Genomic DNA, 16,003 nt, shown 5'->3' with positions numbered 1-16,003 from the left:
CGGAGGAGCCGCCACCTCCTCCGCCATCGCCGAAAGCGGATGAGGAGCTCGATACTGGGGCGGGAATGGTCGAGGCTATGGTCGACGCCATGGAAGAGGAGAAGTCGCCGATCGTTCCGCCGATATTGCCCGGGCGGAAATCGCCGGAATACCAGACCGGCGCATAGGCTGCGGCGGCAGTTGCACCGGCAGCCGTCGCGAGCCAGGTTTCGAAGGCGCTCGACCAAGGCTTTTCGACACCGAGCGCGACGGCATAGGGCAACAGCTTCTCGAAATGCTGCGGCGACATCTGCGGCGCGCCCTGCATGTTCATCCGGTCGCGTTCGGCAAGCGTCAGATATTGCCTGAGGCCGGCGATGCCATCCATCATCTTGCGCCCGAGCGGCGTCGGCGCACCCATCAGAAAATAGAAGACGACATTGAGCGCAAAAATGCCGACGATGGCGGCGACCAGCGGCAGCAGGCCCGCCTCCCACAGCGGCACGACTGCGGCGGCAAAGCCGTTGACCGCAATCGAGACGAAGACGAAGCCGAAGAAGGCGAAAATCAGCAACGAAATGATGCGCTGGGCGAGGCTGGCACTATGCCTGCGAAACCTGCGGCCGATCGAACTCGCAAAGATCGTCACGAAAATCGAGAGGAAGCCCGGCACAATGATCAGCGGCAGGGCATTTTCATGCAGGCGACCGAAGATGACGATCGCCGCCAGAACTAGAACTGATAGCGCAATACCTGTTATGACGTAGAGCGAATTGGCCTTGTAATATTCGTCGCGATGATCGCGTTCGATGGCGCTGCGGAATTTCGAGCCGAGCTGCTGCACCGCCTCGCCATTCGCCCTCTCGATAACAAGCGGCGAGAATGGCCCGACGGCCTGCATCAGCACCTTGTCGCCGCCGCTGAGATCGCTGCCGGCCTTGCCGGTCGGGCGGATGACGACTTTTCCCTTCAGGTCGTCCAGAATGACATAGCCGCGCACGGCAAGGTCGATCGCGGTTGCGGAGAATGCCGTCCAGCCGGAACTGGCGAAGCCTCTATTGTCGATATAGTTCACGAGGGCCGGCGAAATGCCCTCGGGTGGATCCCAGCGCGGGACCATGACGCCCGGCCGAGGATCGCGGCCGACCGCGATCCAGCTTCGCATATAGTAGGCAAACAGCAGGATCAGCCCGCCGATGGCAATAATCGTATCGAGGTGATCCCGAAGGAACCAGCCCCATTGCTGGCTGTCGCTCGGCGGTGTGATCGCTCCTTTGGCCAGCTTGATGGCGATCGTCAGGCCTTCAGCCACTGCAAGCGGCCTGGTCGTTGCGAAGGTAACGATATTGCCCTGTTGGCTCGCACTTGCATTCTTGTCGGTAGCGCCGAGCTGCCCCGTAAAGAAGGCAAACTGCTGCGGCTGCACGCCATCGGGCAAGGTGACTGTTGCCTTCGCATTGAGGATAGGGAACAGCCAGCCGTTGCCCGTCACGTTCCAATAAAGCTCGTCATGATCGCCGAAATAGCGCATTTGACGATTGGTGTCGTAGGTGAGGCGGAATATGTGCGAGCCTGGGTTCAGGATACGATCGGCGTTGCCGATATAGATACGCTCGCCGCCCTTGATACGTTCGCTGTGCCAATCCTCCGGCTGCCCATCGCGCTCGACGGATACGACCTTGAAATCCACCTCGATCTCGCGGCCACCGGCATCGGTCATCGTCAGCGGGAAATCCCGGAAGATGCCGCGGCGGATGCTTTGGCCCTCGGCATTGACGGAGATCGTCTCGACGACGCGCATGGAGCCGTCACGATGCAGCGCGATCGCTTGATCGAAGTTCGTGATGAGTTCGGCTGCCGTCACCGCCGTTGCACAAAGCAGCAGGCACAAAGCCAGGAAGAACCCGCAGAGCCGTGTCATCACTCCCCCAAAGGATGGCCGCGACGCCGTTGCCGGCGCCGCTTCACGTCAGGAACATGCCTGCGCTCAGCCTCCCTTGAGATGGCGGAGCGTCAGTCTTCGTAAGCGACACCAAGGGACGCCAGCACGTTCCAGTAGGACGGGAAGGTCTTGGCAACGCAATCGGGGTCGAGAATAGTGATGCCGCCGATCTTCAGGCCGGCGAGCGCAAAGCTCATGGCGATGCGGTGATCGGCAAAGCTGTCGATTTCTGCCGGCAGCACTTTGCCGGCGAGGCTCGGATCGGATGCGACGATGAGATCATCGCCCTCTTCAGTCCCGAGGTTCGGCACGATGCGGGACAGGCCGCTCGACAAGGCGCGGATGCGATCGCATTCCTTGACGCGCAGGTTCTCGATGCCGACGAAGCGCACCGGCGTTTCATTGAAGGCGGCGAGAACGGCAAGCGTCGGGATAGCATCCTGCATCTGCGAGCCGTCAATGACGGCGGGCAGATGCGGAAACTTCGAGATCACGTCATAGGCTTTCGCATCAGGTTGCGAGAACTGTTCTGCCGGCGTGCCGAGATCAATCTTGCCACCACCAAGCACTTCGGCCGCCCAGAGATAGGTCGCGGCGGAGGCATCGGGCTCGATCACGAAGTCGGCGGCATGATAGCCGGTGGGCTCGACGCGCCAGGCAACCGGGCTCACACGCTCCACCTTGGCGCCGAAAGCGCGCATGGCAGCAACCGTCAGATCGATATAGCCGAGAGCACCAATATGCTCGCCGAGCAGTTCGACATCGACAGCGCGGTCGCCGCCGGCCGCCATCATCAACAGGGCCGAAACATACTGGCTGGACAGGCCGCCATCGATCTGCACGCGGCTTGCCTCGAAGCGGCCGGTGCCGTTGATGGTGACGGGCGGGCAGCCGGTTTCGGTGGAGGCATCGATGCCGAGCGAACGCAGCGCGTCGACGAGCGGGCCGATCGGCCGCTTGCGCATATGGGCGTCGCCATCGACGATGACCTTGCCGTCGACCAGCGCCGCAGCTGCCGTCAGGAAGCGTGTCGCCGTTCCGGCATTGCCGAGGAAAAGCGGTGCAGCCGGCGCCTGCAGCTTGCCGCTGCCGGTCACGATGAAGGTTGTATCGTCGGGCTCGTCGATGATGACGCCCATGGCGCGCAGCGCTTCGGCCATATAGCGGGTATCGTCGCTCTTCAACGCGCCGGTCAGCCGGCTTGTGCCCTTGGCAAGGCCCGCCAGCAGCAGTGCCCGGTTGGTGATCGACTTCGATCCCGGCGGCATGGCTCGTCCGGTCAAGGGCTTGCCCGGCGGGATAATCGTGAGTTTGGCTCTACCCATCATCATTCTCTTTGGTCAGTCAGGAAAGCGGCCGATGGCCGGCGGTCGGCATCCTTTACCGCCTCGCATGAAAAACCGATAGCGGAAATCTCAGAACTTTACCGTGGGAACAGCGCGGTCCGCTTCGTTGGTAATCTCGAAATAGGCCTTCTTCACGAAGCCGAAGGGGCCGGCGATGAGATTGTTCGGGAAGGTTTCGACCTTGACGTTCAGATCGCGTGCGGCACCGTTGTAGTAGCGGCGTGACATCTGGATTTCGTTTTCCGTCGTCTCCAGCGATTGCTGCAGCTCGACGAAGCCCGTATTGGCCTTCAGGTCGGGATAGGATTCAGAAACGACCATCAGGCGGCCAAGCGCCTGACTGAGAACGCCTTCGGCGGCGGCACGGCCGGCGACATCGCCAGCGGGCACGGCCTGCGCTGCGGCACGAGCCTGGGTCACCTCGACCAACGTCTTGTTTTCATGACCGGCATAGCCTTTGACCGTCTCGACCAGATTGGGAATGAGATCGGCGCGGCGCTTCAACTGCACGTCGATACCGGACCATGCCTCTTCTGCGACTTGTCGTGCACGAACGAGCCCGTTGTAAATGAAGACGACATAGAGCGCGGCCAGCACTATGATCGCGAGAAGAACAAGCATCTGAAATCCCCCGTGGCGACTGCAACCCAAGGGACACTAGGCAGATTTCACGCCAATGTCACCCGGCTTTAACGGCGGCGCAGAGCCAAGATAGGCTGTAGCGATGCCCAATCCCGGGGAAGCTTGCCTTAGGCGGCCTGCTGATTCCAGTTGACGCCGCCGGCATCCGTCAGCAGAAAGGCTTCGCCACAAGCTTTGGCCAGCGTGCGCACGCGCAGGATGTAGCTCTGACGTTCCGTGACCGAGATGACGCCGCGGGCGTCGAGCAGATTGAAGACGTGGCTCGCCTTGATGCACTGGTCGTAAGCCGGAAAGACGCATTTGTGCAGGCGATGATTTTCACTGTCGCCGGGCGCGCCGGCTGCCAGTAATGCCTGACATTCCTTCTCGGCATCGATGAAATGGCGGTGCAGCATCTCGGTATTGGCATATTCGAAATTATGCCGGGAATATTCCTGCTCGGCCTGGAGGAAGACGTCGCCGTAGGTGATCTTGTCTTCACCTTCGAGGCCGTTGAAATTCAGGTCATAGACGCTGTCGACGCCCTGAACATAGGTCGCAAGACGCTCCAGACCGTAGGTCAGCTCACCGGCGACGGGTGCGCATTCGATGCCGCAAACCTGCTGGAAATAGGTGAACTGCGAGACTTCCATGCCGTCGCACCAGCATTCCCAGCCGAGACCCCAAGCACCAAGCGTCGGGCTTTCCCAATCGTCCTCGACGAAGCGGATGTCATGCAGCAGCGGATCGAGGCCGATCGCCTTCAGCGAGCCGAGATAGAGCTCCTGCAGATTCGGAGGATTGGGCTTCAAGATGACCTGGTACTGATAATAGTGCTGCAGACGGTTCGGGTTCTCACCGTAGCGACCGTCGGAGGGGCGGCGGGAGGGCTGGACATAGGCGGCCCGCCAAGGCTTCGGCCCGAGCGAACGCAGCGTAGTGGCCGGATGGAACGTGCCAGCGCCGACTTCCATGTCGTAGGGCTGCAGAACCGCACAACCCTTGTCGGCCCAATAATTGTGCAGCGTCAGGATCAGCGCCTGAAAGGAGCGCTTCGGGTTCATATGGTCGGGCACGTTGGCAGTCATGGGAATTGATTTCTTCCGCTAGCGAATTGTTTGGCGGACAGGTGCCACGGCGTGGCGAATGGGTCAAGGCTTTGCAGCATAAACGGCGCTGCAGCCTGCCTCGCCGAGGCACATGGGTTTATTCATCCTCCCGCTTCACACGATACTCGCCGGTCTTTGGATCCTTGACCAGCGTTCCCATGGCGCCGGTACGGCGTTCCGTTTCGGCGCGGCGGGATTTTTCGGCGAGCCGCTGGGCATCGCGGACGAAACGCCGATACAGGAACCAAATCCCGCCGACGGCGATGATGAAGAAGATGATCCGGGACATTAGCCAGCGCTCCCGCCTACAATCCGTACCGGCCCCACAATGCCTTTTCCTCTGCTGCTTCCGCAAGCCCGGATGCAATCCCGGCGCCGAGGCCATCCATGCCGCCAAGCGAAATGCCGGGAGCCTTGCGGCCGAAAAGGCTGCGCGGCGTGGTGATCAGCGTTGGCTTGACCTTGTCGCCGAAGCGCTTCCTCAATTCCTGACGCATGTCTCCCAGGCCGTCGATCAGGCCAAGCTCCAGCCCACGGCTGCCGGTCCAGAACAGGCCGGAGAATACCGTTTCGTCCGCCGAGAGCTTTCCTGTGCGACGCTCGAGCACCATGTCGATGAAGACCTTGTGGATTTCGAGCTGCAGGCTCTTCAGATATTCGATGTCCTTTTCCCTCTCCGGCTGGAACGGATCGAGGATCACCTTGTTCGCACCGGCTGTGTAGACGCGGCGTTCGACGCCGATCTTCTTCAACAACTCCGGAAAACCGAACCCGCCGGAGACGACGCCGATCGAACCGACGATCGAGGTGGCATCGGCAATGATCTCGTCTCCCGCCAGCGCGATCATGTAACCTCCAGAGGCTGCGACATCCTCAACGAAGACCAGGACCTTCTTATCTTTCTCGGCGGCCAGATCGCGTATGCGATTGTAAATCATCCGCGACTGCACCGGAGAGCCGCCCGGCGAATTGACGATAATGGCGACAGCCGGCGCCGTCTTCATGCCGAAAGCTTTTTCAAGAGCCTGGGATGAGCCCGCCAGATTAAGCGATTGCCGCAGCGGACCACCACCGGAAGAGATGACGCCGCTCAGACGGACGACGGGGACGATCACCTCCTCCTTGCGGAAGCGCTTCGGAAGCATGCGTCTCAAGAACCCAACCATTCGTCATCCCTGAATCATGATGTTTGCTGCCCCGTGATGTATGCACGGAAACGCCAAACGCAATATTGCGGATCGTATTTGATGCTCTGATGCTGAGCGCGCCGAATGGCTAGCGGCGCGGATACGAAGTGCGGCCGTTGTTCATATCATCGACGAAATCGGTGAATTTATGCGTTCCCTCGCCATGCATGATCAATGGCGCCCGAAGCGCCAGTCTGGCCCTCGAACCCTTGATTGCCGTCACCAGAATGCGCACCGCACTCTCACCCTCGCGGGGATGGATCGGCGTGATTTCAATGCCGCCGAAGCGGCGGCCGCAGGCGGCGATGATCTCGCCGATCGATTCTGGCCGGGCGATCAGCGAGAGCTGGCCGCCCGGGATCATGATCGCGCCTGCCGTGCGGATCCACCGTTCGAACAGCCCGTCGGTCATGGCATGCGCTTCGGCTTTCAGCGCGTCCGGTGTCAGCCTGTCACTGGCATCGTTGAAGGGCGGGTTCATGATGACGTGGTGGAAGCTGTCGTCGACAAGACCCGCCTCGTTGCGATCCTTGCCGGTCAGCGTGACATCGGCTTCGATGACCGAGACGCGGTTGGCAAAACGGGCATTTTCCGGCAGCAGGATGCTCTTGCGCGCGAACTCGGCCATATCGGACGAGCGCTCGAACAGCACGACCTCCGCCCGGTCGAGTCTCGAGGCCACGGCCATTCCGGCGGCTCCGGCGCCCGCACCGAGATCCGCCACCCGGATCGCGCGCTCATCTGCGACAAGCGCTGCCAGCAGCATGGCATCCATGCCGGAGCGGTGCCCCCTGCCCTTCGGTTGCACGACATGGAAGGCGCCGCGGTGGAAGGCATCAATGGTTTCGGAAGGGCTTTCAGTCATGGCGGACCTCAGGACCGGGCCGGGCGCAACTCGTCGCCGAGGCCGGCATCGATCAGGATACGCCGGGCCAGATCGGCACGCTCTTCCTCCACCAGAAAGCGGCGCGGCAGCATCCCGAGGGAGCCTTCCAGAATGCTCATGGCCTGGTCCGCAATGAAGCAATGAATTCCCGCATCCTTCATCAGGCTCTCAGCGAATGAGAGAAGGACCGGGTCATTGGTACGGATCAACTCGTGCATAGGCCTTAGAATTCCTGTCAAATTTACGCGACGAGACAATTCGCCTCTTGCCGCCCGTTTCGCCCCTTCTTATTGTGCTTTGCAGAAAATGAACAGGAGTCCGGATCGTTGGGCGTCGTGATACCGCTGGAAGAAAGCAAGAATAAACTGGCATCCATCAAGCCGTTGGTGGACCTGACCAAGGCGGATATGGAACGCGTCAATCAGCTCATCCTGTCCAAGGCCGGCTCTGATGTGCAGATGATCCCGGAGGTTGCGGAGCACCTCATTTCCTCTGGCGGCAAGCGTTTGCGGCCGATGCTGACCATCGCGTCTGCCGCTCTTTACAGCTATCAGGGCGACAATCACATCAAGCTCGCGACATCGGTCGAATTCCTCCATACGGCGACGCTGCTGCATGACGATGTGGTCGATGAAAGCGATCTGCGTCGCGGCAAGTCCACCGCCCGGATGATCTGGGGCAATCAGGCAAGCGTGCTGGTCGGGGATTTCCTGCTCGGCCAAGCTTTCCGCATGATGGTGGAAGTCGGCTCGCTCGAAGCGCTCGACGTGCTCTCTTCGGCCGCCTGCGTCATCGCCGAAGGCGAGGTGCTGCAACTTTCCGTTTCCAAGAACATGGAGACAACGGAAGACGATTATCTCTCGGTCATCCGCGCCAAGACCGCAGCGCTCTTTGCCGCTGCAGCTGAAGTCGGCCCGATCGTCGCCAATGCCGGCAAGGCGGAGCGCAATGCGCTGAAGTCCTACGGCACCAATCTCGGCCTCGCCTTCCAGCTCGTCGACGACGCGCTCGACTACGGCGGCAAGGCCGCCGATCTCGGCAAGAATGTCGGCGACGATTTCCGCGAGGGCAAGATCACACTGCCGGTGATTCTCGCCTATCGCCGCGGCACGGAGAAGGAGCGCGCCTTCTGGCGCGAGGCCATCGAAACCGGCAACAACAGCGACGAGAATCTCGAGAAGGCTCTCGGCCTGATCACGAAATATGGCGCGCTGGCCGACACAATTGCCCGTGCCGTCCATTACGGCACCATCGCGCGCGACGCCCTGGCACCCCTGCCGGAAACGCCTTGGAAATCGGCACTTCTGGAAGTGATCGATTTCTGCATCGAACGCGTTAATTGATGGCGGCGGCCTGAATTTGTTGCAGGGCCGCTTCAAAAAAGCCATCCTGTTGTGAATCAGTTGACACGAACGCTTTATGCCGCCGGCGGTCTTCGCCGGCTGTCCCTTGATGAAAGGCTTTCTAATGCGGCAGAGACTTGCCATCCGTTTCCTCTCGGGCGTAGCCTTGGCGGCGGTCCTTTCGGTGTCCGCCCTGAATGTCGCGCGCGCTGATGATAAGCCGGCGACAGCACCGGAGGCCAGCGCCCCGGTCGCCTTCGATACGGATAGTGTCGATACCTTCGCAGGCGCTTTCCTCGCCGCCCGCACCGCCGATGTCGATCACGACTACAATACTGCCATCGCGCTCTACAAAAAGGCGCTGATGATCGACCCGAGCAATCCGGAGATCCGCCAGCGGCTGATGATCTCGCTGTTGCTGAACGGCAATCTGGAAGAAGGCGTCAAATACGCCAACGAGCTGAAGAGCGACCCTTCCGTCGAACGCGTGACCACCATCGTACGCGGCATGGATGCCATTCGCCGTCACGAATACCGTACCGCCCAGGAAATCCTCAAGTATAACGGTCCGAACGATCTCGACCGGATGATGACCAATCTGCTCGCCGCCTGGGCTCGCGCCGGATCCGGCCGGGGCAAGGAAGCCATCTCGATGATCGACAAGATGAAGGGCCCGGATTGGTTCAACATCTTCAAGAACTATCATGCCGGCGCCATAGCACTGACGATGGGCGACCTGAAATCGGCACGCTCGCACCTCAACGATGCGATCCTCGACAAGACGGGCGGAGCGACGGCTCCCGATACGTTCATGCGCGCCGTCATGGCGCTTGCGCGTCTCGAAGCCAAGGCCGGCGACAAGCAGAAGGCCCTGGATGCAATCTCCGTCGGCGACAATCTCGTCAGCAATTATGCTCCGTTGAATGCGCTGCGCGACAGCATCAGCAAGGGTGATACGCCGAACCAGCAGGTCACCAATGCCAGCGAGGGTGCGGCCGCCGTTCTCTTCACCATCGGTGCCGCGCTGAACCGCGACGGGGCCGAGGATGTCGTCTCGCTCTATCTGCAGATTGCCAATTCTCTCGACCCCAAAGCGGCCGATACGCTGGTGCTGCTCGGCGGGCTGGCCGAAAAGCAGGAGCAGACCGATCGTGCGATCGGCTTCTACAAGAAGGTGCCCGATGACTCGCCAATGGCCCGCATCTCCGAGCTGCAGCTCGGCCTTGCGCTCGCCCAGGCAGGTAAAGTCGACGATGCACGCAAGCATCTGAAGGCGCTGATCGATTCCGATCCCAACGATGTCCGCAGCTATCTCGCCTATGGCAGCGTCCTTTCGGATGCCAAGGACTTCCAGGCCATGGCCGACAATTACGATAAGGCCGTACAGATCATCGGCCCCGTGCCGAAGCGCAGCGACTGGGCGGTGTTCTTCCAGCGCGGCATTGCCTATGAGCGGCTGAAGAAGTGGGCGGATGCCGAGCCGAACTTCAAGAGGGCGCTTGAGCTCAATCCGGATCAGCCGCAGGTGCTGAACTATCTCGGCTATTCCTGGGTCGACATGAACATGAACCTCGACCAGGGTCTGAACATGATCAAGAAGGCCGTCGATCTCAGGCCGGACGACGGCTATATCGTCGATTCGCTTGGCTGGGCCTATTTCCGCCTCAACCGTTTCGACGATGCCGTGAGCGAACTGGAGCGGGCGGCACAGCTCAAGGCGGGCGATCCGACGATCAATGACCACCTCGGTGACGCCTACTGGCGCGTCAACCGCAAGCTCGAAGCCGTCTATCAGTGGAATCGGGCGCTCGCCTCGAAGCCGGAAGAGGCCGATATTCCGAAGATCAAGGAGAAGGTCGAGAAGGGCTTGCCGCCACTCGACAACGATCCAAAGACCGTCGACAAGAGCAAGCAGCCCGATCCAGCGCCCGCCCCCTCGCCCGACACGAACGCTCCGGCGCCGGTCGACAAGAAGTCCTAAGACTTCCATGAGCACGATCTTGGCAGCGGGTGATTTCGACCTTACGGAAGAAGCGCCCGCAAAGATCAATCTTGCGCTACACGTCACCGGCCGCCGCGCCGATGGCTATCATCTGCTGGACATGCTCGTCAGCTTTGCCCGCCACGGCGATCGTCTTTTCTTTCGCGCAAGTGCGGATGACGATTTCAGCCTTTCGGGACGGTTCGGCCCGTTGCTTTCCGCCGATGCCGAGGCTGGCGACAATCTCGTGCTCAAGGCGCGCGATCTCTTGCGCCAGGCAGCCAATTCGTCCGGTCTCGATGCTCCCGCCGTCCATATTCATCTGGAAAAAAACCTGCCAATCGCATCGGGCATCGGCGGCGGTTCGGCGGATGCGGCGGCGGCATTGCGGGGGCTCATGCGGCTCTGGCGCCTCAGCCTGCCTGAAGGCACCCTCAAAACGATCGCCCTGAAGCTTGGCGCCGATGTACCGATGTGTCTTTCGAGCCGACCGCTGATTGCGCGTGGAATTGGCGAGGCGATAGATTTGCTGCCTTCCTTTCCTTCTTTTCCGATGGTTCTCGGCAATCCGCTCGTCGGCGTCTCCACGCCCGACGTGTTCCGCCAACTGTCGCGCAAAGATAATCCGCCATTGCTGTTTCCGTCGCAAATGCCGCAGGGTCAAGGCGAATGGATCGACACGATCAAGGCCCTGCGCAACGATCTCGAACCGCCGGCGCGCTCGATCTGCGGCGAGATTGGCGTGCTTTCCGGCCTGATCGAAAGCGAATCCCCGATCCTGACGCGCATGTCCGGCTCGGGCGCCTCCTGTTTCGGCATCTTCGCCGATGCCGAACGGGCGAAGAAAGCCGCCGCCTCGCTTCACAGACAGAAGCCGGACTGGTATTTCCAGGTAACGGAGACGATCGCGGGAGAGGCATGATGGCAGGTCCAGTCAACGAAAGATCCTTCATTCCCGTCGGCATCGCCGTGCTGACCGTTTCCGATACGCGCACGCTCGCCGACGACAAATCGGGCGATACGCTGATTGCCCGCATTGCGGAAGCCGGCCACAGGCTTGCTGCCCGCGCCATCGTTCCGGATGACAGGGAGCGCATCCGCGCGCAGGTGGAAGCCTGGACCAAGGATGATGCGGTCGATGTCGTGATCACTACCGGCGGCACGGGCTTTACCGGCCGCGATGTTACGCCGGAAGCGTTGGAGCCATTGTTTGAGAAGCGGATGGATGGGTTTTCGGAAGTCTTCCATCGCATCTCCTATGACAAGATCGGCACGGCGACGATCCAGTCACGGGCGACAGGCGGTGTGGCCAATGCCACGTTCATCTTCGTGCTGCCGGGCTCTCCCGGTGCCTGCAAGGATGCTTGGGATGGCATCTTGAAGGCGCAGCTCGACTATCGCCACATGCCCTGCAATTTCGTGGAGATCATGCCGCGCCTCGACGAGCATCTAAAGCGCGGCGCCGGCTCGAGGTAGGTCTTCTGCTCGCTGCGATATTGCGTGGCGGTCATGCCTTCGGCAGGATGGGAATTGATTCCCAGGAATCGCCGCTGAGTATGATGCAGCTCCGGCCGGATACGTCGCTCATCAGCAGTGTCCAGTTGCCGCTCTCAGCAGCATAGATCTCAACGATCGTGCTTTGATCGAGCTTGCCGACAGCCGAAAGCTTTTCCGAAAGATGGTCGCCAAGAAACGCGACGATATCGACGCGCTTGGCGCAGGCCAAGGTTACCTGAGCGGCGGCATTGCCGGGGAAAAGAATTGCACTTGCAACGAAGAGAGTTGCCATGAGGCGGTAGAGCATCGTGCGTTTCATAACGCACCTCCTTTCGCCGAAATCCCGGCGAAAAAGGAGAATTCCGCTGACCAGTTCCGCCTGATATCGGCATCTTCATGGTCGGTCACCAACGCGACACGCGTAAGGTGCCGCCACACACGAATTATCGCAGCTATTGCGGCGTTTACAAATGGAATCTGCGGAACGCTAGAGCAGCTCCAGCAAAAGTGCGAAGCGGTTTTGCGTCCGGAGCTGCGTAAAAACAAGAAGATAGAGCGTTTTCGCGATCCGAAGGAAAGCGGAAATGTTCTAGGCCCTATCGCGCCGCGCGCGCCACCCAGGAGGGAATGAGTTCGCTTGAAAGCCTCCGGCCCTTCTGGCCCTTGGCAAATTCCGCGAGCTGCATGCCCGACCTGGCGATGGCGATGGCCTGGTGTTTCGAAAGCAGCAGGCCCAACTCCAATGGCGGCGAACGGCGGCCGATCCGCTTCAGAAAGGGGCGCCGATAGCCGCGCGACGCCGTAAACCGCGCCGGGCCTTTGTTCAGGGAGACATATTCGGCGACCTCGTCGATCCAGCCCGCTTGCGGCCGCGCGCCCGGCTCGACCAGCAACAGCCATTCGCCGCGGGCCGCCCGCAATATGTCCTTGATATCCCACTGCGAGTAAAAGCGGCAGCCGGCGGCATCTGCGACTTTCGATGTGCCATCACTCGAACCGTGATCGAGCACGACCACGTCGCTGACCAGCCCCTCGACCGCGCCTGCCACCAATGCCGCCAATGTCTGCGCCAGTTCGGGTTCGTGATCCTGGCATTCGATGATGACCGTCAACATTGCCCATTTATAGAGCGGCGCATAATTTATTGCCAGCACCCAACCTTCGGCTCCAAACGTTTAAGAAAAGCATCATATGCCGCCGGAAACGCTCACCGCCGGTATCGCCAAATACCTCCTCTCAACGAGGTGGAAAATGGTGATTTCGGATTTTTGTTCTTGCAATGTTCTCATTTGTCGGATAGGAATTTAATCATCTTAGATGCGGCGTGCGATGGCATAAGCCGCCCTGGAGCTACCGATGAACGAGCAGTCCCTTGCAGGGCAGGCCGCTTTCGCGCCAGCCAATACGGCAGACGTTGCCAACGCTTTGATCGCCGATTCCGGTCTCAGGGTCGACGTCGAGCGTCGGCGCGGACGCGGGGCCGGATTGAACCCGAGCGGCCGGTTCGAGCCGCAGCAGCGCGAGGCTTTCGACGACGGCTGGCAGAGCTGGGAGGAGCTGCCGCCTTTCAAAACCGAAGTGCAGGTGGAGAAGCCGCGCACGGCCATTACCCGTAACGAATCGCCCGACATACCCTTCGATCGATCGATCAACCCTTATCGCGGCTGCGAGCACGGCTGCATCTACTGCTTCGCGCGGCCGACGCATGCCTATATGGGCCTTTCGGCGGGGCTGGATTTCGAATCGAAGCTGTTTGCCAAGCCGGATGCGGCCAAACTGCTGGAGCGCGAATTGGCAAAGCCCGGCTACAAGCCGCGCGTTATCGCCATAGGGACGAATACCGATCCCTACCAGCCGATCGAGAAGGAATGGCGGATTATGCGCCAGATCCTCGAAGTGCTGAACCGGGCGAACCATCCCGTTGCTATCGTCACCAAATCGGCGCTGGTCATGCGCGATATCGACATTCTGAAGGAGATGGCCGCCAAGAACCTAGTGCGGGTGGGAATATCGGTGACGACACTCGACCGGAAGCTCGCGCGCACCATGGAGCCCCGGGCGGCGACGCCGCCACGGCGGCTGGAAGCGATCCAGGCTTTGAACGAGGCCGGCATCCGCACCGCGATCATGGTGGCGCCGATTATCCCTGCCCTCAACGATCATGAAATCGAGCGCATTCTCGATGCGGGCAAGGCGGCCGGCGCGCAGGAGGCAAGCTATGTCATTTTGCGGCTGCCGCTGGAGGTGAGCCCCCTCTTTCGCGATTGGCTGCTGCAGCATTATCCGGATCGCTATCGCCACGTCATGTCGCTGATCCGCTCGATGCGCGGCGGCAAGGATTACGATGCGGAGTTCGGCAAGCGCATGAAGGGTGCCGGACCTTATGCCTGGCAGATCAGCCGCCGCTTCGAAATGGCGACGCGCCGGCTCGAGCTTACGCGCCGCAATATCGCTTTGCGCGACGATCTGTTCGTGCCGCCAGATGGCAGCGGCGTCCAGTTGTCGCTGCTTTGATATTCCCTGCGGGTTTTCCCTGACCCCGCTGGAAAAGCCCCCCGGTTCGCCGCCCTGATCCACCGGGGGCTTGCAGGAGATCGGGTGGTGTGCGAGCTTCGCCGCATGACACGCAGCACATCACCCGATTCTCCAATGCTTTTCGAGGATGCCCCGCTCGTTCCCACGTTTGAGCTGGAGCTGATTGCGCGCCGGGCCGGCCATTGGCCTGTCGCCGGAGCCGATGAGGCTGGCCGGGGCCCGCTTGCTGGACCGGTGGTCGCCGCCGCCGTTATTCTCGACCCTGAGCGGATCCCGCAAGGGCTCAACGATTCCAAACAGCTGACCGCGGCCAGGCGCGAAGAGCTGTTCGTGGAGATTCTCGCAACAGCAACGGTCTCTATCGCCTCGTCGAGTGCCGGTCGTATCGACACGACCGATATCCGCAAGGCAAGCCTCGATGCGATGCGCCGTGCCATTTGCGGACTTGCCGTGCCGGCAAGCTATGTGCTGACCGATGGGCTCGATGTGCCAGCCGGGCTTGCATGCCCGGGAAAGGCCGTCGTCAAGGGAGACGCGCGCTCATTCTCCATCGCTGCCGCATCGATCGTCGCCAAAGTGACCCGCGACCGGATGATGGCGCGCGCGGGTATTGTCTTTCCAGCCTATGGTTTCGCAGCCCATGCCGGCTATGGCACTCCTCAGCATCGCGCTGGCATTGAAGAGCATGGCCCCTGCTCCCTGCATCGCATGAGCTTCCGCCCGCTGCGCAAAGAGGCCGTTTGAAACTCAGCCCGTCAGTCCGGCGACGATTTCAGTCGAGCATTTTCTGATATAGGCGATGTCTTCCCGGTAGATGCGATCATGTCCTTGCTGGAGATTCCGGCGATATCTCTCGATGCCGCGGGCGGCCTCCTGCTCCATGAAAGCCAATAGAGCTTCAAGCCGCGCGATAATGACATCAGGCAATGAAAGGCGCTCGTTAATGGACAGGCCATAAGCATCGACAAAGATACGGGCGCGACCGAGTTGGGCGGCAAGAGTGTCCATTTCCTTGATAGCGACGCCGGAGGACAGCGGCGCCCAGCGATAGACGGCATAGGCCAGATCCCACATTCGCGGACCGGGATGCGCAGCCTCGAAATCGATGATACCCGTCACTTCGCCATCGTTCAGGACGACATTGTAGGGGGCAAAATCCCCATGGCAGATGACCTCGCAGGGCGAGCGGGCCGACAGTTGCCATGCGTAGCTGGCCGCAAGGCTTTTTGCGAACAGGGCGGAGCAATCGTGATAGCGACGCAGCAGCGACGCAGCCGACCCCAGCGCCTTTTCGCCGCGCATAGCGGCGTGGCCATCGAGATCGCCGGTATCTCCGGGCAGATAGGTTACCCGTTCCCAGACCTCGTCATATCCAGCCGGACGCGGAGCTGCATCGAAGCCATGCCGATGTAGCGCAGCCAGCAAGGCGTGGACGCCCGGTGTCCAGGTAGCCGCTGGTCTCACGATGAGATCGTCTTGACGAAACGGTTCGCTGCCAGTCGTTGACTGCATCCACTCTCCTCTCATGCAGTGATCTTGCCTCCCATTGCAGCGATGATCAATCATGACTGAGCATG

At 60.9% G+C, this 16,003-nt stretch carries 17 protein-coding genes; 6 read left to right on the top strand and 11 right to left on the bottom strand.

Going from position 1 to position 16,003, the window contains the following annotated elements; genetic code table 11:
• The 8 genes from AC13QE_RS24650 to AC13QE_RS24615 form a co-directional block, all read right to left on the bottom strand.
• Positions 1–1,900, bottom strand: a 1,900-nt coding sequence (locus tag AC13QE_RS24650) for a DUF2207 domain-containing protein (protein WP_488485632.1), incomplete at its 3' end; no start/stop codon positions are given.
• Positions 1,901–1,992: 92 nt separating this feature from the next.
• Positions 1,993–3,249 (bottom strand): 3-phosphoshikimate 1-carboxyvinyltransferase, encoded by a 1,257-nt coding sequence (locus tag AC13QE_RS24645; RefSeq protein WP_488485642.1) that lies wholly within the window; start codon positions 3,247–3,249, stop codon positions 1,993–1,995.
• An 87-nt stretch (positions 3,250–3,336) separates the two neighbouring features.
• Positions 3,337–3,888, bottom strand: coding sequence for a LemA family protein (locus tag AC13QE_RS24640; RefSeq protein ID WP_132715962.1), 552 nt, complete (start codon positions 3,886–3,888; stop codon positions 3,337–3,339).
• A gap of 128 nt (positions 3,889–4,016) precedes the next feature.
• Positions 4,017–4,976: a glycine--tRNA ligase subunit alpha gene (locus AC13QE_RS24635; RefSeq protein WP_047627810.1), complete on the bottom strand. Its 960-nt coding sequence runs from the start codon at positions 4,974–4,976 to the stop codon at positions 4,017–4,019.
• A gap of 118 nt (positions 4,977–5,094) precedes the next feature.
• On the bottom strand, positions 5,095–5,286 hold the full coding sequence (locus AC13QE_RS24630) for a hypothetical protein (RefSeq protein WP_488485631.1): 192 nt from the start codon (positions 5,284–5,286) through the stop codon (positions 5,095–5,097).
• A gap of 16 nt (positions 5,287–5,302) precedes the next feature.
• Entirely contained in the window at positions 5,303–6,163 is an 861-nt protein-coding gene (locus AC13QE_RS24625; RefSeq protein ID WP_488485630.1) for a S49 family peptidase, read from the bottom strand.
• Positions 6,164–6,272: 109 nt separating this feature from the next.
• Complete coding sequence (locus AC13QE_RS24620) at positions 6,273–7,049, bottom strand: tRNA1(Val) (adenine(37)-N6)-methyltransferase (RefSeq protein ID WP_488485629.1); 777 nt, start codon at positions 7,047–7,049, stop codon at positions 6,273–6,275.
• A gap of 8 nt (positions 7,050–7,057) precedes the next feature.
• Positions 7,058–7,288: a putative signal transducing protein gene (locus AC13QE_RS24615; protein ID WP_015338984.1), complete on the bottom strand. Its 231-nt coding sequence runs from the start codon at positions 7,286–7,288 to the stop codon at positions 7,058–7,060.
• Positions 7,289–7,396: 108 nt separating this feature from the next.
• On the opposite strand from AC13QE_RS24615, the gene AC13QE_RS24610 reads away from it, so the two are divergent.
• From AC13QE_RS24610 to moaB, 4 genes are all read left to right on the top strand, one after another.
• The gene (locus AC13QE_RS24610) at positions 7,397–8,413 is read left to right on the top strand and encodes a polyprenyl synthetase family protein (RefSeq protein WP_112335438.1); all 1,017 of its coding nucleotides are present in this window, start codon (positions 7,397–7,399) and stop codon (positions 8,411–8,413) included.
• Positions 8,414–8,537: 124 nt separating this feature from the next.
• On the top strand, positions 8,538–10,394 hold the full coding sequence (locus tag AC13QE_RS24605) for a tetratricopeptide repeat protein (RefSeq protein ID WP_488485628.1): 1,857 nt from the start codon (positions 8,538–8,540) through the stop codon (positions 10,392–10,394).
• A 7-nt stretch (positions 10,395–10,401) separates the two neighbouring features.
• The gene (locus AC13QE_RS24600; protein WP_488485627.1) at positions 10,402–11,316 is read left to right on the top strand and encodes a 4-(cytidine 5'-diphospho)-2-C-methyl-D-erythritol kinase; all 915 of its coding nucleotides are present in this window, start codon (positions 10,402–10,404) and stop codon (positions 11,314–11,316) included.
• Positions 11,316–11,870, top strand: coding sequence for a molybdenum cofactor biosynthesis protein B (gene moaB, locus AC13QE_RS24595; protein WP_488485626.1), 555 nt, complete (start codon positions 11,316–11,318; stop codon positions 11,868–11,870). Before AC13QE_RS24600 ends, moaB begins: the two co-directional genes overlap by 1 nt.
• A gap of 31 nt (positions 11,871–11,901) precedes the next feature.
• On the opposite strand, the gene AC13QE_RS24590 is transcribed toward moaB, so the two are convergent.
• Both AC13QE_RS24590 and AC13QE_RS24585 read right to left on the bottom strand, forming a co-directional pair.
• Positions 11,902–12,210: a hypothetical protein gene (locus AC13QE_RS24590; protein WP_488485625.1), complete on the bottom strand. Its 309-nt coding sequence runs from the start codon at positions 12,208–12,210 to the stop codon at positions 11,902–11,904.
• A gap of 277 nt (positions 12,211–12,487) precedes the next feature.
• Entirely contained in the window at positions 12,488–13,006 is a 519-nt protein-coding gene (locus AC13QE_RS24585) for a glycosyltransferase family 2 protein (protein ID WP_041677244.1), read from the bottom strand.
• A 241-nt stretch (positions 13,007–13,247) separates the two neighbouring features.
• On the opposite strand from AC13QE_RS24585, the gene AC13QE_RS24580 reads away from it, so the two are divergent.
• Positions 13,248–14,405, top strand: coding sequence for a PA0069 family radical SAM protein (locus tag AC13QE_RS24580; RefSeq protein WP_488485624.1), 1,158 nt, complete (start codon positions 13,248–13,250; stop codon positions 14,403–14,405).
• A 105-nt stretch (positions 14,406–14,510) separates the two neighbouring features.
• Positions 14,511–15,170, top strand: a complete 660-nt coding sequence (gene rnhB / locus AC13QE_RS24575) for a ribonuclease HII (protein WP_488485641.1) — start codon at positions 14,511–14,513, stop codon at positions 15,168–15,170.
• A 3-nt stretch (positions 15,171–15,173) separates the two neighbouring features.
• Here the strand turns inward: rnhB and AC13QE_RS24570 are convergent, their stop codons facing one another.
• On the bottom strand, positions 15,174–15,938 hold the full coding sequence (locus tag AC13QE_RS24570) for a phosphotransferase enzyme family protein (RefSeq protein ID WP_488485623.1): 765 nt from the start codon (positions 15,936–15,938) through the stop codon (positions 15,174–15,176).
• Positions 15,939–16,003 lie beyond the last annotated feature (65 nt).

Source organism: Martinezella sp. CNPSo 3957, from assembly GCF_057784395.1.
Note: the sequence above shows the minus strand (reverse complement) of the source record. Positions and strands in the feature narration are given on the sequence as shown.